19 protein-coding genes are annotated in these 19,735 nt (G+C 49.9%); 6 read left to right on the top strand and 13 right to left on the bottom strand.

Translation table 11 applies throughout. The annotated features are described in order from the left end of the window. Positions 1–52 precede the first annotated feature (52 nt). Positions 53–2,344 (top strand): acyltransferase family protein, encoded by a 2,292-nt coding sequence (locus tag CHH67_RS20390; protein WP_244908271.1) that lies wholly within the window; start codon positions 53–55, stop codon positions 2,342–2,344. A 300-nt stretch (positions 2,345–2,644) separates the two neighbouring features. After that, positions 2,645–3,481, top strand: a complete 837-nt coding sequence (locus CHH67_RS20385) for a sulfurtransferase (RefSeq protein ID WP_095267221.1) — start codon at positions 2,645–2,647, stop codon at positions 3,479–3,481. Positions 3,482–4,110: 629 nt separating this feature from the next. Here the strand turns inward: CHH67_RS20385 and CHH67_RS20380 are convergent. From CHH67_RS20380 to CHH67_RS27100, 8 genes are all read right to left on the bottom strand, one after another. Next, on the bottom strand, positions 4,111–5,472 hold the full coding sequence (locus CHH67_RS20380; protein ID WP_095267220.1) for an SIR2 family protein: 1,362 nt from the start codon (positions 5,470–5,472) through the stop codon (positions 4,111–4,113). Positions 5,473–5,516: 44 nt separating this feature from the next. Further along, positions 5,517–6,530, bottom strand: coding sequence for a hypothetical protein (locus CHH67_RS20375; protein ID WP_144029296.1), 1,014 nt, complete (start codon positions 6,528–6,530; stop codon positions 5,517–5,519). Between the two features lie 138 nt (positions 6,531–6,668). After that, entirely contained in the window at positions 6,669–7,001 is a 333-nt protein-coding gene (locus CHH67_RS20370) for a hypothetical protein (RefSeq protein ID WP_095267218.1), read from the bottom strand. Continuing rightward, positions 6,991–7,359, bottom strand: coding sequence for a hypothetical protein (locus CHH67_RS20365; RefSeq protein ID WP_144029294.1), 369 nt, complete (start codon positions 7,357–7,359; stop codon positions 6,991–6,993). The genes CHH67_RS20370 and CHH67_RS20365 overlap by 11 nt, the downstream gene beginning before the upstream one ends. Before the next feature lie 267 nt (positions 7,360–7,626). After that, positions 7,627–8,205, bottom strand: a complete 579-nt coding sequence (locus tag CHH67_RS20360; RefSeq protein ID WP_179292180.1) for a tyrosine-type recombinase/integrase — start codon at positions 8,203–8,205, stop codon at positions 7,627–7,629. A 10-nt stretch (positions 8,206–8,215) separates the two neighbouring features. Beyond that, positions 8,216–8,575 carry a hypothetical protein gene (locus CHH67_RS26005; protein WP_144029293.1) on the bottom strand — a complete coding sequence of 120 codons (360 nt, stop codon included), beginning with the start codon at positions 8,573–8,575 and terminating at the stop codon, positions 8,216–8,218. A gap of 134 nt (positions 8,576–8,709) precedes the next feature. Continuing rightward, a complete protein-coding gene (locus CHH67_RS20350) occupies positions 8,710–9,012 on the bottom strand; it encodes a 4-fold beta flower protein (protein ID WP_095267214.1) in 303 nt (100 codons plus the stop codon). Between the two features lie 10 nt (positions 9,013–9,022). Next, the gene (locus CHH67_RS27100) at positions 9,023–9,154 is read right to left on the bottom strand and encodes a hypothetical protein (protein ID WP_280523059.1); all 132 of its coding nucleotides are present in this window, start codon (positions 9,152–9,154) and stop codon (positions 9,023–9,025) included. Between the two features lie 946 nt (positions 9,155–10,100). Here CHH67_RS27100 and gdhA point away from each other — a divergent pair. After that, on the top strand, positions 10,101–11,480 hold the full coding sequence (gene gdhA, locus CHH67_RS20345) for an NADP-specific glutamate dehydrogenase (protein ID WP_095267213.1): 1,380 nt from the start codon (positions 10,101–10,103) through the stop codon (positions 11,478–11,480). Positions 11,481–11,669: 189 nt separating this feature from the next. Here the strand turns inward: gdhA and CHH67_RS20340 are convergent, their stop codons facing one another. Next, positions 11,670–12,653, bottom strand: a complete 984-nt coding sequence (locus CHH67_RS20340) for a diaminopimelate dehydrogenase (RefSeq protein ID WP_095267212.1) — start codon at positions 12,651–12,653, stop codon at positions 11,670–11,672. A gap of 190 nt (positions 12,654–12,843) precedes the next feature. Between CHH67_RS20340 and CHH67_RS20335 the strand changes: the two genes are divergently transcribed. Continuing rightward, positions 12,844–13,182 carry a hypothetical protein gene (locus CHH67_RS20335; RefSeq protein ID WP_095267211.1) on the top strand — a complete coding sequence of 113 codons (339 nt, stop codon included), beginning with the start codon at positions 12,844–12,846 and terminating at the stop codon, positions 13,180–13,182. 69 nt (positions 13,183–13,251) lie between these two features. Here the strand turns inward: CHH67_RS20335 and CHH67_RS20330 are convergent, their stop codons facing one another. From CHH67_RS20330 to CHH67_RS20320, 3 genes are all read right to left on the bottom strand, one after another. Next, positions 13,252–14,073, bottom strand: a complete 822-nt coding sequence (locus tag CHH67_RS20330; RefSeq protein WP_095267210.1) for an AraC family transcriptional regulator — start codon at positions 14,071–14,073, stop codon at positions 13,252–13,254. Between the two features lie 145 nt (positions 14,074–14,218). Then, on the bottom strand, positions 14,219–16,324 hold the full coding sequence (locus tag CHH67_RS20325) for a beta-galactosidase (RefSeq protein ID WP_095267209.1): 2,106 nt from the start codon (positions 16,322–16,324) through the stop codon (positions 14,219–14,221). Between the two features lie 291 nt (positions 16,325–16,615). After that, complete coding sequence (locus CHH67_RS20320) at positions 16,616–17,875, bottom strand: amidohydrolase (protein WP_095267208.1); 1,260 nt, start codon at positions 17,873–17,875, stop codon at positions 16,616–16,618. A 189-nt stretch (positions 17,876–18,064) separates the two neighbouring features. Between CHH67_RS20320 and CHH67_RS20315 the strand changes: the two genes are divergently transcribed. Next, on the top strand, positions 18,065–18,400 hold the full coding sequence (locus CHH67_RS20315) for a hypothetical protein (RefSeq protein ID WP_095267207.1): 336 nt from the start codon (positions 18,065–18,067) through the stop codon (positions 18,398–18,400). Positions 18,401–18,407: 7 nt separating this feature from the next. Here CHH67_RS20315 and CHH67_RS20310 read toward each other — a convergent pair whose 3' ends face one another. Beyond that, entirely contained in the window at positions 18,408–18,896 is a 489-nt protein-coding gene (locus CHH67_RS20310; RefSeq protein WP_095267206.1) for a GyrI-like domain-containing protein, read from the bottom strand. Between the two features lie 170 nt (positions 18,897–19,066). On the opposite strand from CHH67_RS20310, the gene CHH67_RS20305 reads away from it, so the two are divergent. Then, the gene (locus CHH67_RS20305) at positions 19,067–19,711 is read left to right on the top strand and encodes a GyrI-like domain-containing protein (RefSeq protein ID WP_244908270.1); all 645 of its coding nucleotides are present in this window, start codon (positions 19,067–19,069) and stop codon (positions 19,709–19,711) included. Positions 19,712–19,735 lie beyond the last annotated feature (24 nt).

The following is a 19,735-nucleotide window of genomic DNA, read 5'->3' as shown; positions in this document are numbered from 1 at the left end:
GACAACACATCGGAAGAATGTGATATCCCCAGCTTAGAAAGGGAAGGTTAACATGCTTCATAGGGCACCTACATACGACCAGCACAAGAACAAGTCACCCGTCAAAGAAAACATACATCCGCCAGACCGTCCCTTGACCCGATACATGCCCGGACTCGACGGTCTTCGTGCGCTTGCCCTGCTCGCAGTGATGGCCTATCACTGGCAGTTTGGCTTCGCCTCCGGCGGCTTCCTCGGAGTCAGCCTCTTCTTTGTACTCTCCGGCTATTTGATTACCGATATACTGGCTGCCCAGTGGCATCACAGCCGTACATTGAATCTTAAAGATTTCTGGATGCGCAGAATAAGAAGGCTGATGCCTGCCATGCTGTTCACGTTGTTCATGACTGTGGTATGGGTGACGCTGTTCGATCCCGCCAGATTACCGGAGCTTCGAAACGATGTGCTCGGAGCTGTGACATACATAAGCAATTGGCAATTCATTTGGGAACAAAAATCCTATTTCGAATCATTCGGGCCTCCATCCCCGCTCGGTCACTTCTGGTCACTGGCGGTGGAGGAGCAATTCTATCTGCTATGGCCGATTCTGATGGTCATCGGTCTGCGATTCTTTCCCCGAAGGGGGCAGCTGTTCACCTTCATTATGACAGGGGCGGCGCTGTCGGCATTTGCCATGGCTGCATTATACGTACCCGGAACGGATCCAAGCCGGGTCTACTTCGGAACGGATACCCGTGCATTCGGCCTGCTGATCGGCGCAGCACTTGCCTTGGTCTGGCCAAGTTCAAAGCTCTCATCCGTCTCATCGACCAGAAGGACCAGACACAGCCTCAACCTCGTGGGCGGGCTTGCGCTGTTCATCGTCCTGTTCATGCTGTGGAAGACGGATCGCTATGATCCGCTCGTCTATCAAGGCGGCATGCTCGGCTTCTCTGTCGCCGCTGCGGTGCTGGTAGCCGCGCTCGCACATCCTGCATCGATGTGGAGCAGGCTGCTAAGCTGGAAGCCGCTGCGATGGATCGGCGTTCGTTCCTACGGCATTTATCTGTGGCATTATCCGGTCATGATTCTGACTTCGCCTCCAGCGGGGCCTGGGCAGCTGTCCGCCGCGGAGATCAGCCTGCAGATTATCGCCAGCATCGTGCTAGCAGCCTTAACTTATACCTATGTAGAGGAGCCGATTCGTAGAGGCCGTCTGCAGTCGCTGTGGAACAACGTCCGGCAGCGTAAGCCGCGCTCGATCTTTCTGACATTGCGAGGATCGATGGCTTCATTAGGTTTGATAGGACTGCTCGCTATTTTTTGCTTCGGCATTATGACCAGCGCCCACACTGTAAAAACGGGCGGCGATATGGCCGCTTGGCTTGAAATGACGAATCCGGAAGGAAGCCAGCCGGCGGGTGCCGTGAATGGAAGCGACACCACGAAGGGCCATATCAATAACACCCATCCGCAGCAAGCGCAGGGCGAATCTGATGATCGAAACGCTGACGGTAAGCCTGATATCAGCGGCGAGAAGCCTGAGTCTCCTCCTTCGTCTATCGATGAAAGAAGCGACGAGACGTCAGCAACCGGCAATCCCGATAAGGACTCTGAGGAGGGTGCGGGCAGCGGGGATCCTGCGCCAGGAAAGGCTCGCCCAACTGACTCCGATGAGACCGGGCAGCAAAGCGAGCCTGGCTCACCAGGCGACACCAGCTCGCAGGATCTGCCTCCGTCTGGCGGAGAGAAATCCCCCTCGTCTACCCAGCCGAGTGATGCACCATCTTCGGATCCCTCCGGCAGCGGCGACGCAGGCGACAGCCCTTCCGGCGAAGGTAAATCCAGACCGCAGCAAGGAGAGCCGCCCCGAGCGGGCCATGAAACCGGCAGTCCCGCTGCAGCCATCTCGGCTATTGGCGACTCTGTCATGCTTGGCGTCACGCCTTATCTCGAGCAATCGCTCCCCGGCATCAACATCGATGCCGAAATCGGCCGTCAGCTTCGGCAGGCAGAGAGCCTGCTTCCCCAGCTCGCACAATGGGGGCGCATCGACGGTGGTGTCGTGATTATCGCCCTTGGGACGAATGGAGCCTTTTCACCCCAGGAGCTGGATTCCTTGCTCACCTCCCTGTCTTCTGCGAAGCAGGTTGTCCTGGTGAACATTCGTGTTCCGCGCGACTGGGAACAGCAGGTGAACCGCATGCTGGCCCAAGCCGCTGCGGATTACCCTAACGTGTCTCTCGCCGATTGGCACTCTGCCAGCAAGGGGCATCCGGAATATTTTTATGAGGACGGTGTTCACCTTCGGCCTGAAGGCGCGAAAGCCTATACAGCTCTGCTAATCCAAACGATCAAGCCATAATGAGGCACAGCAGCAATTCCCGTGCTTGATGCATGTTTATTGGCTTTTCCTAACCCCTTAGCCTCATTATCCCTTTGGTTCAGGGGACTATCAGGAAGTTCCCTGATTCAACGTGATGATCGCGCCAAGCCTCCGGTCCCGTTACCGCGTCCCCCGTTTCAGCCATAATCGGTAGTCGGCTTGGCGGTCTGCACGGATGCAGACCGGATTTGTGATGCGAGGGCACTGAGGCATAACCGAGTATGATATAATTCGAATACTATCATTACATCTAAATTTCCATAAGGATCGTGATCTCCGATGAAACATATCGTATCGATGAAATGGCTGCTGGCCCGCCTGTACGAACCTGACATTGTCATTGTAGACTGCCGCTTTATTCTGGGACAGCCGGATGCAGGCCGGACCGCATATGATGAGGAACATATTCCGCGCGCGGTGTATCTGGATTTGGAGCGGGACCTCTCCGCACCGGTTGCCGCTCACGGTGGGCGCCATCCGCTGCCTGATATGGACCAGCTTGCAGCTTCGCTGGGTAAGGCCGGCATCCATCATGGTATGCGGGTCATTGCATATGACGACCAAGGCGGTGCCATGGCCAGCCGCTTGTGGTGGCTGCTGAAATACACCGGCCACGACCAGGCTTATGTGATGGACGGAAGCTTTACGCATTGGAAAGCAGCTGCCTACCCGGTAACGAAGGAGCAGCCGGTTGTTATTCCTGTTACATATGAGCCGAAGCTTCAACCGGGAATGCTGGCTGATGTCGAGGAGGTGCGGACAGCTTCCCGCGAAGGAAGCAGCATGCTGATCGACGCTCGCGAACCTCGCCGCTATGCCGGTATTGAGGAGCCGATCGATACCAAGGCCGGACATATTCCCGGCGCGGTCAATTATTTCTGGAAGGAGCTGCTGGATGAACAAGGACGATGGCTTGATGCAGCGGCCATTCAGCGGCGATTCGCAGATATCCCTGAAACTTCAGACATTATCGTCTATTGCGGCTCTGGCGTAACCGCATGCCCGAATGTGCTGGCATTGCACGAAGCCGGATACCGGAACGTCAAGCTGTATGCAGGAAGCTGGAGTGACTGGATCTCGTATGAGAGGAATCCGGTAGCAACTGGGGAAGAGTAGAGAGACGAGAAGTCCGTGTCGGACGCGTGTTTGGGGGCTGTAGCAGGTTATGAGCATGTGACCTGTTGTGACCCTCTTTGGACTTTTCTGTCAACAGCAACAAGGCCCCGAGGAAAGCAGTTGCAAGCGGCCCGGAGCCAGCAGAAGTAAGGCGGTCGTGTCAGGTTGTTGTTGAATGAGTGAAAGATCAAAGGCATTGTTCAGCCACGACTCCTGTAAGGTCAAAAGCGAGCGCTTAGCTTTTAAGAGGATTGATTATTTATTATTTTGTTTCTCTTGTTGTCACTTCGCTGCCACCTTCTGTCACCTTCTGTCACTGTGGTGGCAGTTCCGCTCGTACCTTCTCTGCGGCTCCGAGCTTCACTTTTGTCACTCTGTCACCATCTTACCCCTGTTCCGGGCTACTTGTTGTTGTATTGCCTTGTTCTTTCGGTTCCTATTGGCTCTTTCGGGTGACACTGTGACAGAAATTGCTCCGCTGCACCTTCTTTACGACTCCCGTCCACTGCCACCGCTGTGACAGCAAGTGGCAGTCAACCGGGGCAAAGGTATACCCAAGTGACTACCACGAGTTTTGGTGCTGCGCTGCTTATGGTGACAACGGTCAGGAACGGACGGTTGCCGCTGCGCTATAAGTTCACAACATATTCTTCATTATTTATAACTTTTCGCAACAAAGCAACCATTTCTTCTGAATATTTATGAGTGGTCATTCTATCACCAACTTTAACAGTTATATGATATCTATTATCGCTGGTCTTAATGCTATGCCCCGTCTCTCTCTTAACTTTCTCTAATAGCGAGTGAGCGCTGTGCCATCCTTCAAAACCCAGTTGTTTTGAAACTTGTGATAAAGTGTAGGGAAATGATGCATTTAAAGCAGTTGGATTTGTAAGAGTAGTAATTCCATAAATTTTTGCGAGCTCTCCTTCTTCCCCTACAGCTTTTTCTAAAAACTCAAAGTCTACCTCTATTGTCCTTTTAGGAATATCATATCTCACAAGTTCATACGTTCTTGCAAGTAACGAACGCAAGATTTTTGGATTTATTTTTTCAATAGAGTCATTTGCCCCGAATGCCTCAAATACCCAATTAAATGAATTACTTGTTATTGATTTAATACGCACACTCCTATATGAATCAATAGAAATAATTTTTTCACGTTGCGGGTATTGGGAATCGGATACCGAAGGTGACCATTCGAGAATGTATATATTTGGTATTAGCTCGTTGTTGCTTGAAATAATTTCATCGATATCAGATAAAATGGTCTTTATGTTAGGGTCTTCTGCGCTATAACCAATAAATAATAAAGGGTGTTCTGCGAAATATGTTAGCAGCTTGGCGCTTAAATATTTCTTTTTATTCATAAATTCATTATAATCATTTTGTGTCAAAACCATGCTCTCAGGTTCTGTAATACAACCATGAATCTTAAATACCTCACCAATACTCATAGGATTGGTTTTAAGGATTTTTTGACCAATAATAGGTTCATAGTCAGGAAAGACTTTCTCCAAGAATTGATCGTAGTTTGTTGTAATAACAGTATGGGGACGTATGCGTTGCAACAATTCAATTTCATTGATTAACTTACTTTCTGTTATATGCTGCAAGGTAGGCGGAGTAATAGATTCTATAAATTCTCTAACTTTATGTTTAAAGTAAATATCAGATGATTTGGATGCATCAAATAGTTCCCTTGGGAAATTTTCTTTACCAGTACTCCAAGCCCACTCCTTATAAAGTTGAGAAAAGACTTCGCCTATTTTAATATTTGATCCGTTACTTTGCTTATAATAAGCATACTCCTTGTCAATAAGGGGACACAATTCAGCCATTTTCATAAGTAGTTGTTCCCAATTAGGTCCATCAAAATAACGCTTCGATAATCCAGATCCGATAAACAGGATTGGCTGGCATCCCATATTTTCCAAGCAAGCGTTAATATCATCGCTAACATCTGCTATATACTGCGTATAGTTTTGCATGGCTTCCCTCCATGTTTTAAGTTCATAGAATGTCTGTGATAATTTCAATTTTCTAGGAGATTATGATTCCAGTTAAGAGCGTATTTATTTGCAGTATAGATAACATCTAAATATTCAGACATCTGCTTTTTTGATGTAATTCCTTTTTGTGTAGATTTTGAGTAGTAAATTAGCACTTCTATAGCTAATTTAATAGCCTTTAATGCTATACTTTGATCATCAATGCTAGTACCTTTATGCACAAATAAATGGCGTGCATTAAATACTTCTTCAACAGAAAGGCTATCGTACATTTGTCCAACCAGAGCACGTACTCTTTTTTTAATCAGACCAAAACCATCGCCCTGCTCTGAGAAAAGAATTTCAATAGCAGTCACACAACCAAGTATTTGAGATGAATAATCTAAAGAATGAATTGCACTAGAAAGTCGCAATACCGACAGAATGACTGTACTACGTAATTGCGACGAAATATATCTATAGTTAATGATTATGGTAGAAAGTTCAACATATCGTTCACTATTTAGTAAATCAGTGATCTCACTATGGGTGAATTCTAAATAGTCTTCAGGAGTTTCTATTATATTAGTAATAGGGTCAGATAAATGAATATTAAATCCTTTACTCTCGAAGTTATATGCCATAATTGTCTTATTATATCTATGCATCTGCTCTAACAACCCACAAGTTCCCTTGTGCCCGTTCCACTCGAAATATACAATGGTTAAAAGTGCTGCAATTTCATATGCTCTTGCTGTAGCTTTCTTTAGTAACTCTGGCTTGCTTCCATCAGGAATAGGAATAATACCGGTTCTTTTTATTGCAAGATATACATCAAAATCATCATAAAAATCATCTTCAAATAGGTATATTATATTGTTTGAATCATTCTTTGTGCTGTTACTAGAATCCAAAATAGGTAGTATCCCTTCGATTTGCTCTCTTGAAATTATCGTGGCATCATGGAATATAGGATTCGAGATACTGTTAATCGTATCTTTCAAAAGCAAACCCTTTAATGGAAAGAAGAACCACCAAACATTATTAGTTAGATTCAATCGCATATATCCCTCCTTGGGCTCAGCTAACCTTTTTCTGAATTGAAGTAGGTTTTCTTATAGGGCTTAATTCATAGTATAAATTTACCACAAAAATGCCGCCAAGTCTCCATACTTCAACTTGACGGAAAGTGTGTATTAATATATCAGAGTATCTTTGTCATCATCATTAGAATCACTTTTCCCATGCAGCCCTCTGGCCAGTTTCTCTACCTCTTGCTTGATATTGGCATCCGACTGTAGTTCTTCAACGAAGTCGAACATCTCCCTAACCTCTTCCCAATTGAACGCAGTATAGCGCCCACCAGCAACGCGGTAACATTGTGGAGCTACTACTAATCCGTCACCGCCATTTACTTGAGCGTTCTGAAAGTAGCTCATGATAATCGGCATCAGCATCTTCTCATCGTACTTATTTTTAATCCCCACATTATGGAGCGTTTGAATAGCATCTGCAATTTTAATGAGCAATACTTTCCGCACGGACTTCCGCTTTCCGTCCGCCATCTTTGCCATATACGTCTTTCTTATCAGCGGTTGGCTGGTATACCATAACGGTCTTTCCGATTCCGAATACGTTGCCCTTGTTATTGCCATGGGTGTTCCCAAAATATGAAAGATCGCCGAGGAACTGCCAAAGCTCATCGACTTTGTTGCCGAGAGTTGCCTCTGCATGCTCGGTGATCGTATCAACGACATCATATATCTCTTCATCGGAATAGTGGCAGTTCAATCCATACTCATCAGCCAGCTTCTTGAAGTAGTACAAACCAAGCGATACAACAGCGTAGTTACCACTCTCACGTTCCTTTAATTGCGGGTATTTCACTGCGATTATTTGTTTGCTTTTCTCGTACGCCGCTAGAACATCGGCCTTATCCTGTCTCGCGCACCAAAGCAGATAGCCTGTCCAAAAGCGCTTGTCCTCAGCGTTGTTAAGCAGGTGATACGTTTCTTTAGCTACCTTCGGAGCCTTTGATGCATATAGGTTTTGAGTGGGTTCGGTTTGGCGTGTTTCAACACCTCTGCACTTGAACCGGTTACATGCCGACGAGTGGGCTGTTTTGTGAGTGTTGTTCTTGCAGATCGCGGTTGTTCAACTGGACGTACTTCCGAACCATACTGATGTCGTGGTGGCCGGTATCTTTTGCAGTGAAAAAAGGTCGCCGCCATTCATGAGGTACAGCTTGGCGAACGTGTGCCGGAACGTGTGCGGAGAGACGCGAACGCCAGTGATGCCTGCTCTTGCACCGTGCAGACGGATTCGCTCATAGGCCTGGTTGTACGTCAAAGGATTGGCGCTGTTCGAGAGAAACAGGTTGGAAGGGCTTCGTCTGGTGAACTCCTTTTGGTTCTCTTGGGCGAGTGCGGTGAGAATCTCGGCAGTACGATTGCCTATAGGTACAGAGCGCGACATACCGTTCTTGGCAATGTCGGCACGGACAGTAATCGTTCTGTTTGCACCGTTCAGGTCGCCCACGGTCATATTCAATGCTTCGTTGATTCGCAGTCCGGTGTCGAAAAGCAAGGTGAGTAGTGCATAGTCACGGAAACCAAGGTACGTCCGTTGATTCGGTGCAGCAAGTAGTTGAAGCACTTGCTCCTTCTCGAAAGCTCCGATGGTGTCCTCTTTGACTTTCTGGAGCTTTACGCGGGAAGCAAGGTCGGCTTTCAAGTATCCTTCGTCATGGAGGAACCGAAGTAAGCACTTGAGCGTCCGGATGCGTATGTTCACGGTTGCGGGTGCCCAGCCTTTGGCGCTTTTGTGGCTTTGCAACGTTGGGTGTCCAGTGTTCGGTCAGCATGTGCCCGACGTACTGGCGAACGTGGTCAGCAGTCAGTTCTTCCAGCTTGAGCGTTGGATACTGATCGACCAACCAACGTTGCAAGTAGCGGTAGTGGCTCTTGTGGTCGTTCAGCGTCCGGGGCTTCAAGCCTTCGGCTTCCTTGGCTCGCAGGAAGATACCGAAGTAATAATCGAGCGGATGGTGCAAGGTGATCGCAGCGGAAGTCAGCCGTTCGCGTGTTGCTGTTGCCGTGGGCATATGAATCGCTCCTCTCAAAATAGATGCAAAAAAGCCGCCAAAGCTATGGCGGCGGTGATTAGTATTCTATAAAAATCATAAAATTGGAGAATCCAAGCGATCAAGATATATGGCAATTGGTCTAAAAAAGACTATTATTCATCCTCAAATTTGGGGAAATCTTCATAACCAGCATACATTGCATAACCAGCATAGTTCGCATACTTAGCATATCTCCCACGCTTACCGTAAGGGGCAAAGGGGGATTTTCTCCAACTCTTTTTGCTTTTATTTCTAATTAACCTATTACCATTTATTATTTCCCCAAGGTATTGCCCGTTACGATCATAGACTTCATCATTATAGAACTTGCCTACATGTTTGCCATTATAAGTCCAAAGATCATCGCCATCTCTATACCCGAAACAACGACCGCCCCATGTCCAGAGCCAATCCATAGCTATCACCTCATTTAATAACATCATTATTAGTTTTGGGAGATACCTTAGCGAAGGTAGAAAAGTCTGGCTTTTTGAGGCGTACTACGAAAGGAGGAATTCCGACATTGATGCCCTCAAACATATTCCACAGCGTTTTCATAAGCATCCCTCCCGCAGTTTTGATTTTCGCTAAGTTCGATGGTGTATCTCGCCGAGGCGCTACCTCCCAAAACCAACAATATACCAGTATTATACAATAAAATTACCTAAAAGTCAAACAAGGTCAAACGAGATTTACCATTGCCAACAACCATTCAACAACTTGCAAACAGCCCCGTCCTCCACGGGCTTCTTGCTCCACAAGTCCTCCCAAGCGTAGCCAAGGGGGATCGTTGCACATGGACGTTGGCATATCTTCCGATGCATTCCCGCCGCGCTGATCGGTACCCCTATTTTTTTGTTTCAGAACTATCTGAACATGGGGTTCGTAGGGGGATAAGAAGCTGGAGCGATTGGATCTCGTATCCGGACAACCCGGAAGCAGCCCGCGTCATCGACGCGGGCTGTTTGTCATATATCGGCTGTTACTGCTTTCGTTGACAGCTGCTCGGCTAACATATGGACTCACATAACCCATCCTCATGATAAAACGTATAATTATACAACCATATCCGAAATTAATCCACAATTATTTTCAAAATCAAAAATAATCATCCCTCATTCATTTGCACTTTTCGAATCCATCATCCCGATCATCCTCACGATGGTTCTGGCACGAAAATCCCTCGAAAAACCTGCCATAACAAGTAAACTCCCTCCATCCCCATAACAAGAAACCTTGTTTTTTCAACACAAAAAACTTACATAAAACGATAGGTGCATAGAAATTATTAATGAGGTCAAAAAAATGATTTTATTGGAAAACGATGTGGATATTCTATAAAATCCTCTTCAACCTCACTTGAATTTGTGCAAAAATTTATTGCATTTATACAAACAGCTGAAAATGCTTCCATGGTGAGATTGTCCTGACGTCCTTAGCCATGATGTTGACAGGGCGTTCCACGCCTTACTACTTTAACCATTTGAAGGAGTGCATCGTAAAAGTGACTACCCATGTTTCTGTTTCTTCGCCGCTTGCTGCCGCGAAAGATTATGTTGAGTCTATCTATGCCCAGGTCGTGTCCCGCGATCCGCATGAAGCTGAATTCCATCAGGCTGTCCGTGAATTTCTCGACTCGATTGTCCCGGTCCTGGCCGAACAGCCGAAATTTCGGGAATACGGAATCCTGGAGCGCCTTGTAGAACCGGAGCGCATGATTACCTTCCGTGTGCCGTGGACAGACGATCAAGGCCGGGTTCAAGTGAACCGCGGTTTCCGCGTTCAATTCAACAGCACCCTCGGGCCGTATAAAGGCGGCATTCGTTTCCATCCTTCGGTCTATGCCGGTATCATTAAGTTTCTAGGCTTTGAACAGATCTTCAAAAACTCGCTGACCGGACTGCCGATTGGAGGCGGAAAAGGCGGTTCTGATTTCGATCCCAAAGGCAAATCCGAACAAGAAGTGATGCGTTTTACGCAAAGCTTTATGACAGAACTGTATCGTCATATCGGGCCTGACACCGATGTGCCTGCCGGAGATATCGGCGTTGGCGCGCGGGAAATCGGCTTTATGTTCGGTCAATATAACCGCATTCGCGGCGGACATGAAGCTGGCGTATTGACAGGGAAAGGCGTACTGTATGGAGGCAGCCTCGGACGCACAGAGGCAACCGGATACGGCTGTGTCTATTTTGTACAGGAGATGCTCGCCGCCAAGGGACTCAGCTTCAAGGACAGCCGTGTGGTCGTGTCCGGCTCCGGCAATGTGTCCATCTATGCCATTGAGAAGGCACAGCAACTAGGCGCTCACGTCGTCGCTTGCAGCGATTCGAACGGATACATCTATGATCCTGAGGGCATCCAGCTTGAAACACTCAAGCAGCTCAAAGAGCGAGATCGTCTGCGCATCAGCGAATATGTGCGCATTCATCCACATGCGCAATATTATCCGGGCAGCACCGGCATTTGGAACATCGCTTGCGACATCGCCCTGCCATGCGCTACCCAAAACGAGCTGGACGCCGAAGCAGCTCAAACGCTGATCCACAACGGTGTCAAAGCTGTGGGGGAAGGCGCGAACATGCCATCTACCCTTGAGGCTATCGAGCTGTTCCTGCAGGCTGGTGTTCTGTTCGGACCGGCCAAGGCTGCCAACGCCGGCGGTGTAGCCGTATCTGCACTGGAAATGAGCCAGAACAGCATGCGTCTCTCCTGGAGCGCCGAAGAAGTGGATGACAAACTGCAGCAGATTATGAAAAACATTTACCGCAGTGCTGTCGAGGCCGCAGAACAGTATGGCACCCCCGGCAACCTCGTCGCTGGCGCCAACATCGCAGGCTTCCTGAAAGTGGCCGATGCGATGATCGCCCAAGGCGTCGTTTAAGCTAAGCTCCCCAAGTTAGCCGAAGTTTCTTTCCAGGTGCCGCAGGCCCGCGGCCTGAATAAAGCACTTGGAAGGAGGATTGGCTAGCGCAATGCTCGCATAAGCATACAAAGCAAACACAAAAATCCCCGCCGTCTTTCATGACGACAGGGATTCACTTGTGTATCAGGGGATTAAACGAAACGGGCCTTACAGCAGCTCGCGGCGGAGCTCCTCAGCCGATTTCGGGGAGAGGTAGCCAAGCGGAATGTCAAACACCGTTTTGGCACCTTGCTGTCCCTCTTGCTTCAAGCGATAGGCAGCTCTCGCATATGCGACAAGCACACTTGCGGTAAACTCGGGATTGCTGTCCAGCTTGAGGCCAAATTCAATGATTTGCTTGTTGCCGTTGCCGGTAACGCCGCTTCGGATGACAAACCCGCCATGCGGCATGCCTGAATGCTCATCATCGAGCTCCTCTTGAGTAATGAAGTTCACGGTGGTGTCGTAGTCGGCAAAATAGTTCGGCATCGACACGATCGTTTGCTTGATCTGCTCAAGATCTGCGCCTTCTTCCGGAACGACATAGCACACTCTTGCATGCTTCTCGCGTGTGGTCAAATCTGGTGTCTCTCCGGAACGGATCGACTCAATGACATCTTGCACCGGGATCGTGTACTGTACGCCAGCCTTAACGCCTGGTACGCGTCGAATCGCATCCGAGTGGCCCTGGCTCACGCCTTTGCCCCAGAACGTGTACTCGCGGCCTTCCGGCAGAATTGATTCAGCCAGCAGACGGTTCATCGAGAAGAGCCCCGGGTCCCAGCCGGTAGAAATGACACTGACATTACCTCCGCTTTGAGCGGCCTTGTTCACCTGTTCGAAAAACTCCGGAATTTTAGCATGGGTATCGAAGCTGTCCACCGTGTTAAACAGACGGGCAATCTGTGGCGTCTGCTCCGGCAGATCCGTAGCGGATCCTCCGCACAGAATCATCACATCGATTTTGCCAATATACTGCTCGGCTGCTGTCATATGTTCAAAACGTGCACCGGATGCATCTGTCATCTGCTGTGGATCTCTGCGCGTGAATATGGCGACCAGTTCCAGATCAGGGTTTTGTCCGATCGCTTTCTGAACACCTTTTCCTAAATTTCCATAACCGACGATTCCTACTTTAATGGTTGTACTCAATTTGGTAATCCTCCCTTTGCCGCATCTCATTCATCAGCCTGATGCTATAATTTCTTCAAGGTATAAGTATAACATACATATTACACAATATGTAAAGTATATCTCGAAAATAAATCAACACATCTTGCTTATAATCGACAGCACGTCATTGTATAATGGGGAGGAATCAGACACAGGAGGACGGTTGACGGTGATCGAAGTGATTACATACGCACAATGTAGGCTGAGAGTACCTGCGGAAGAGAACTACAGACAATATATTGAAGATGAGCTGAACCGGTTGGACGGGGAAATTGTGACGGAACAGATCGTGTCGATCGACAAGCCAGCCCGGAACCAGACGACCTGGTCGCTCGAATCCCGTGTGCTGGCGCGGTTTATACTTCATATGCCGGAGCAGAGCCCAGCCAAGAAGGTGGATGAGTATATCGAGCATGTGGTGCCTTTTCTCAAGCGCCATGTCCCGAAATGCAATCATATCGACAGCACCAGGATCATTCAGCTGAAACGGGCATTAAACCTGGAATAGACGTATTCATACGAAAGACCTGAATCCCGGCCCTGCGAAGTAGATGGGCGCATCCAGGTCTTTTTCATTTTAGTTGAACAGATGGCGGTACCGATTCGGAGTGATATGCTCGATTCGTTTAAAGGTAGCCACGAAGTGGCTGACGTCTTGAAAGCCCACACGCTGCGCCACTTCCTTCAGCGTTATGTCCGGACTGGCAACCAGCAGCTTCTTGGCTTCCCGAATCCTAAGCTGGATAAGAAAGGCATATGGACTCATATGAAAGGTCTGGCGGAACAGGTGACTCAGGTGCTGGGAGCTCATGCCCGCCTCGCGCGCCATCTCTTGCAGTCCGATATTGTCGGCATACATGCGCTCAAGCCACTCTACAACCGGTCGAATCCGTTCATAGTAATGGGACAGGGAGTGCTGGCTTTGCGTCTTGCCGTATTTTTTCAGCATAATTAAAAAGCGGTACAGCTCCTCGGATGCGTCCAGCCGGGAAAACTCCGCTCCCTTCCCCATCAGGTCCATCATGCGCCAGATCAGCTCCGAGAACGGAAATTCCTCTGTTTCGGTATAGACCGCGGAGGAGATGCCCAGCGCATGCAAAATGCTGTCCGCCGAGGCGCCGCCAAACGTCATATACAGCGTCGACCAATCGCCGTCCCCTGTACAGTAATAGGAATGTGCCGTAAACGGCATGAGCAGTATTCCTCTTCCCTTGCTCAGCGTAACTTCCTCGCCGGAAAACCTGAACTCTCCTTCTCCCTCGACCGTTTGCAGCCAATGAAAATACGGGTATCCTTCCGGCCTGGCAAAGTCCTCTTCCCTCGGATTATAGCCAACGCTCTCTACAAATAAAGGCAAAGGCCGCTCCTGCCCTGACAAGGTGTATCTGATTTTCTCCATAGCAATCACCTTTCAAGCCTGACACGACAGTCGTGTTCCGTTTAATCTGTGCGGTATCCCCCAACTTCCATCTCATGTGTTCTACCGCCACAGGCAGCATAACTGAAAAGCCTGTTCATCCAATAAACAGGCTTTTCAAGATCGCTTATGCTCTATTGTAACGGATTGCCTGGCGTCTTAACACTGCAAATCCATACTTGGGCAAGATCAGTTCGCCCGCTACCGGCTGCTGGCCAAGCACATCTTCATAGCCATGCTCCGGCAGATTCACTCGCTGCGAAACTTCCGAGAAATTCATAATGAACACATATTCAGACTCGCCGTCAGAGCGCATCTGGACGTTTACTCCGTCCGGCAAAGCGGCATCCAGCACTGCTCTAATTCCAAGCTGTTGTGCAAGCCGGTCGTAGAAATCCTGATGGAAACGGTCCTCATTGCGGGAGGCGATATAATAAGCTTGTCCCCGTCCGAAAGTGTTGACCGTGAGCGCAGGCATGCCCTCGTAATAATCGGATGCATAAGCTGCCAATACTTCGGCAGTCTCGGCATGAATCACCTCACAGTATTCGCTGGCTTCATAAGTTCCGTCCAGGCCAAGAGCTTCGGACGTCAGTCGAATGCTGTTCTGATCGGAATCATACAGCGTATCGATTTCCTCTGCCCATATGCCGAGCAGTGAGCGCAGCGGTCCAGGGAAGCCGCCCAGGAAGGTGAGATCAGACTCGTCCACGATGCCGCTCCAGTACGTAGCCACCAGCGTTCCCCCCTTCTGGACGAACTGCTCCAGCCGCTCCGCAACGCCGGGACGAATCATGTACAGCATCGGTGCGATCACCAGCTTGTAAGACGAAAAATCGTTGTCCATGTCAATAATATCCACCGGGATGCCCCGCTTCCAGAAAGCTTTGTAGTGTGCCTGGCAAGTCTCGATATAACGCTTCTCTCTCGGCTTGAGCGCCTGAGCGTCATCCATCGCCCACTGATTCTCCCAGTCATAAATGACCGCTACTTCAGGCTTCACACTCGTACCTTGAATATCACCAAGGCGGCGCAAAATATCCCCCAGCTCGGCGACCTCACGGAATACGCGAGTATGTTCATGTCCGCTGTGACCTACCACAGCGCCGTGGAATTTCTCCGAAGCGCCCCGTCCTTTGCGCCACTGAAAATACAGGATGGCATCCGCCCCGTGGGCCAGCGATTGTACGGCAGATAAGGCATGCATGCCGGGACGTTTCGTTTTGTTCACCTGTTGCCAGTTCACCAGGGACGGCGTGTTCTCCATCACAAGAAACGGCTGCCCCTCTTTCATCGAACGATAAATATCATGAACAAAAGCGACATCGGCGGCCAGATCAGCCGTTGATTGAGCATCATGATGCCAGGTCGGATAGCTGTCCCAGGAGACGACGTCCACCTCCTTGCCGAACTTCGCATAGTTCAGTCCGATGTACGGCCCCATATGCGGATAATCGCCCATAAAGTTGGTCGTTACCGGGACATTCGGTGTGATGTCCCGCAAGGGCGCGATTTCATTCCGGTAAAAATCGATCGTCTGGTCGGTTACAAACCGCTTCCAATCGAGATTATGCCCGTGCACCTGATCCTCCCCATGCGGAGCAGGGGATTCAATCTGCGTCCAATCCGTAAACGTATGGCTCCAGAAGCCGGTCCACCAGGCATGGTTCAGCTTTTCCAGCGTGCCGTACTTCCGCTTCAGCCACTGACGGAATGCCTCCTGACACAAATCGCAGTGGCAGTCCCCGCTGAACTCGTTGGAGATATGCCACAGAATAAGCGCCGGGTGATCCTTGTACCGTTCGGCCAGTCTTCGGTTGATCTCCCTCGTCTTCTCCCGGTATACCGGGGAAGTCAGGCAGTGATTGTGCCTGTGGCCGTGCAGATTGCGCCGCCGATTGCTCTGTACACGCAGCACTTCGGGATATTTAGCCGACATCCATGCCGGTCGGGCTCCGCTCGGCGTCGCCAGAATGACCTGGATGCCCCTCTCCGCCAAGTTATCCATCATCTGATCGAGCCAGCCGAACTCATAGCGTCCCTCCTCCGGCTCAATCGCGCTCCAGCCAAACACATTCAGTGTGAATGCATTGCAATTGGCCAGCTTCATCAGCCGATAGTCTTCCTGAATAATATCCGGATAAGCCAGCCATTGGTCGGGATTATAGTCTCCTCCATGCAGCAGGCCTGTGACGGCTGGATGAAACGACGAAAATCTGAATTGAGTTGACATGCTTCTTCACTCCTCGCTTCCACTATCATTAGGTTCCCGGCCAAGGCCAAGCCTGGTTCGGTTCCCCTGTCATCTGTGTATCCATCTGCATAACTTGACCGCACACCGGTCTCCTGTTCATTGTAAAACGGCCTTGGACGAAACCACATGTAACAAAATGATGATTCGATATAAAAATCTGAAAGTGAAGAGAGCAGGGTCATCATGCTGGTGAAAAAGCGCCGCCGTCATGAAAAAAAAGCTGCCCTCAAGTCATAACCATGACTTACGAGAGCAGCCTTCAGCTACCTGTTATTGCATCGTTCTAGCCAGCCGTTCGAGCAGATTCACCGCCGGCTCCAGCACCGCTTCATCGATATCGAATCCGGGATGATGATGCGGGGCGGACAACTGAGTGCCAATGATCATATAGGTGGCCAGCCCTCCTTGCTCCTGGACACGACGAATCATGTAGCTGGCATCCTCACTGCCGAGAGCGGCGCTGTCCTGAACCACTTCGGCACAGGTGAATTCCGGTATATGTCCGGCCTCCCGGACCGCAAGCGCTGCAAGCTCCAGATCACAGCGGATCGGAATGGCGCCGCCGATCACTTCAACCTCCGCCTGGAGCTCATGCATCCGGGCGCTATGCTCGATAATCATGCGCACTCGCCGCTCCAGCTCCCGGTTCGTCGCCTCATCGGCCGAGCGGGTCTCGATGATCATGCGCGCATGCTCGGCAATAATATTCGCGCCGGTTCCTCCCTCGAGAACCCCTACATTAATCCGGGTATCCGCAGAGCTGAATCGCGGCAGCGCATGAATATTCAGCAGCGCTGTCGATGCCCCTAGCAGGGCGTTGCGGCCTTCCTCCGGCGAAGCCCCGGCATGAGCCGATATGCCGGTAAATCTCGCCTCTAGCTTCGTCGTTGCGAGAAATCCCGCTGCCGCTCCCCGGATATGGCCGGATGGAACCCCTACACCGAGATGGAGGCAGAACAGTCTGTCGACCTGATCCAGCATCCCTTTTTCAACCATCGCGTAAGCTCCCCGCACTCCCTCTTCGGCAGGCTGGAACAGAAGGCGCACTTTGCCCGCAAACTGCCTGTCCTTCAGCCGATCCGCCAAGGCCAGTCCCATCGCAGTATGGCCGTCATGAGCACAGGCATGCATAATGCCTTCATGCTCGGAGCGAAAGCCTGTCGCCTGCGGCGTATGCTTGTCTAGTGCGCTTTCCGTGATCGGCAACGCATCCATATCAAAACGGAAAGCAGTCGTCGGCCCAGCCTCCATCCCTTCCAGCTCTGCGACTACCGCGGTATAGCCGCCCCTCATCTTCTGCACGATCTCCGGATCGGCACCTTCGCGCAAGGCGCGCTGATAAGCCTCTTCCAGCACCTCCGGACGAGGAAGCCCCCGTCTGGCCGATTCTTCGATCGCATCCTTGCCGTAAATAACGCGGTAGCCCATCCCGGTCAGCATCTTCACAACCATCGCGGCTGTGCGAAATTCGGTGAAGCCAAGCTCAGGGTAACGATGCAATTCCCTGCGCAGCTGGATCAAATCGATCATGATGTTCTGTTTCTCCCCTCCGTGTATCTTGTAAAACCTGTTTACTGTACTTCAAATCGCATGAAATATTTTTAGAATATAGGTATAACATCTTACGATAAAAGTTGGTTTATATTGTAGAGCCTCATCCGACACGAAAGGATGAATGATAATTCCGCTTGGCTCAATACAATTAAGAGAGTTGGTAATATGCGTTTACATATCATGATTTCTGCTGTACTGATATCCTTTTTGTACACCTTTTCTTCTCTGTTCTCACCGCTGGTACAGGCTGAAGTTATAACCGACACCGAGGTTACAATCGAAAGCCTTAGAGCCGGGGAAAGCAAGCCTGCATTAGACATGCAAAGTGTAGTTGTAAGTCAAGAACGAGAAGATGAATTGCGCAAAATCTATGGTCTTGAGCCGTCCAACACTGATGACGCCTCCATTGATGTGAAACCATCTGACGTCGGAGCTTCTTATGAAAATGCACGGTATATCTACTGGATTTACATGTTATTCCACTTTATGAGAATACCTTAAGAATCTCTTATTTCACAGGGATCATAATGACAAATTCAGGCTGGTCATCATACGGGTCCTGGTCCATCGGATATTGCTCCAGATGGGTCAATCCATCCGGGGCTTTCTCTTGATAGCCCTGTTCACGAATCCAGTTGTACACATTGGTATAGGATTGCTGAATATTTTGCTGTTTCGCGTGATGACAGGTGGCATAAGTCAGCTCAGGAACAGCTATAGCCACCATCCCTTCCGGGATGTCGACCACCTTCTCTACCTCCACTGTAGCATAGTGTGTGAACCCCTCCGCTCCGGGATGAGCGTGATAGGATAGCCCGAGCATCGTGTCCTTATGTATCGCGCAAGGAATTTCCGCAAGCCGCTCCTGCAGCTGTTTATGAATGGCCCGAATGCCGCCCGCTCCCGCTTCGGCATAGGTCCCTTCCCACTTGATCCCCACAGCCTGAAAAGCAGGTTTTGTTATAATTGAAGCTTCATTACGTTGTTCAACTGTCATCTCCTATTCACTCCTTTAACCATACTATGTGTTCATTATATACTGAAACTATGACAAAAACGGTCACCGTTTCTATAAAACGGCAAGGAGGCGCGTCATGCCCAAAACAGAGCGAATACTGAAAGTCATGCAGCGGGTATACGAGAAAACAGACCTTTACCGTCAGCCAGATGGCAGAGGAATTTGGCGTGTCCTATCGCACGATGCTCCGCTATCTGCACGAGCTGTCCGAGCTCGGGGTGCCGCTGTACGCGAATGAGGGCAGGCACGGGGGATACTCGATATTGAATGCCAGGCAGCGCTCCCTTCCTGAGCCGGCAGAGACGGGATTGCAGCGGCTTGTGAAGCCTGGGTTCCATCTTGTCGGCATGGAGATCAAAGTGCCGTTCACCGCCTACTATATGACGCAAGCGCTTAAGCCCAAATTGTGGACGGAGCTAAGCAGCCGAATCCAAGAAATCCGATATCCACGTTCAACCCGCGGTCAGGACTGGATCGCTGCCGTTCTAAGCCGCGGGCCTGTCTATCATTATATCGCCGGCATCGAAGTCACCGCGATTGGCACCATTCCTCCCGGCATGACCAGCCTTACACTGCCAACCCGGGAATATATCGTATATGTACACGAAGGCGGCACGGGCCGGGAGGATACCGATCAATCCTTCATCTATGTCATGCAGCAGATGAAACAGCGCGGGCTCCACTATAACCCGGAGATGTACGGTTTGGAGCGGAGAAGCCGCCTTGGCGACGACCGGGTCCAGATATACATTCCCGTTGCCCATTCCGTAAATCCAGGCGCCCTACATGAATAAGGACCCGATTCTGAAATCGGGTCC

It is taken from the genome of Paenibacillus campinasensis (assembly GCF_002272015.1).
Lineage (GTDB): Bacteria > Bacillota > Bacilli > Paenibacillales > Paenibacillaceae > Paenibacillus_AQ > Paenibacillus_AQ campinasensis.
This window is presented reverse-complemented; position numbering and strand designations above follow the sequence as displayed.

Bases quoted from the DNA above. Each gene is read 5' to 3' on its own strand.
- CHH67_RS26005 (WP_144029293.1), bottom strand. From the start codon at position 8,575: ATGCCCACGGCAACAGCAACACGCGAACGGCTGACTTCCGCTGCGATC.
- CHH67_RS20390 (WP_244908271.1), top strand. From the start codon at position 53: ATGCTTCATAGGGCACCTACATACGACCAGCACAAGAACAAGTCACCC.
- CHH67_RS20310 (WP_095267206.1), bottom strand. From the start codon at position 18,896: ATGACAGTTGAACAACGTAATGAAGCTTCAATTATAACAAAACCTGCT.
- CHH67_RS20315 (WP_095267207.1), top strand. From the start codon at position 18,065: ATGCGTTTACATATCATGATTTCTGCTGTACTGATATCCTTTTTGTAC.
- CHH67_RS20385 (WP_095267221.1), top strand. From the start codon at position 2,645: ATGAAACATATCGTATCGATGAAATGGCTGCTGGCCCGCCTGTACGAA.
- CHH67_RS20330 (WP_095267210.1), bottom strand. From the start codon at position 14,073: ATGGAGAAAATCAGATACACCTTGTCAGGGCAGGAGCGGCCTTTGCCT.
- CHH67_RS20325 (WP_095267209.1), bottom strand. From the start codon at position 16,324: ATGTCAACTCAATTCAGATTTTCGTCGTTTCATCCAGCCGTCACAGGC.
- CHH67_RS20350 (WP_095267214.1), bottom strand. From the start codon at position 9,012: ATGGATTGGCTCTGGACATGGGGCGGTCGTTGTTTCGGGTATAGAGAT.
- CHH67_RS20305 (WP_244908270.1), top strand. From the start codon at position 19,067: ATGGCAGAGGAATTTGGCGTGTCCTATCGCACGATGCTCCGCTATCTG.
- CHH67_RS20320 (WP_095267208.1), bottom strand. From the start codon at position 17,875: ATGATCGATTTGATCCAGCTGCGCAGGGAATTGCATCGTTACCCTGAG.
- CHH67_RS20380 (WP_095267220.1), bottom strand. From the start codon at position 5,472: ATGCAAAACTATACGCAGTATATAGCAGATGTTAGCGATGATATTAAC.
- CHH67_RS27100 (WP_280523059.1), bottom strand. From the start codon at position 9,154: ATGAAAACGCTGTGGAATATGTTTGAGGGCATCAATGTCGGAATTCCT.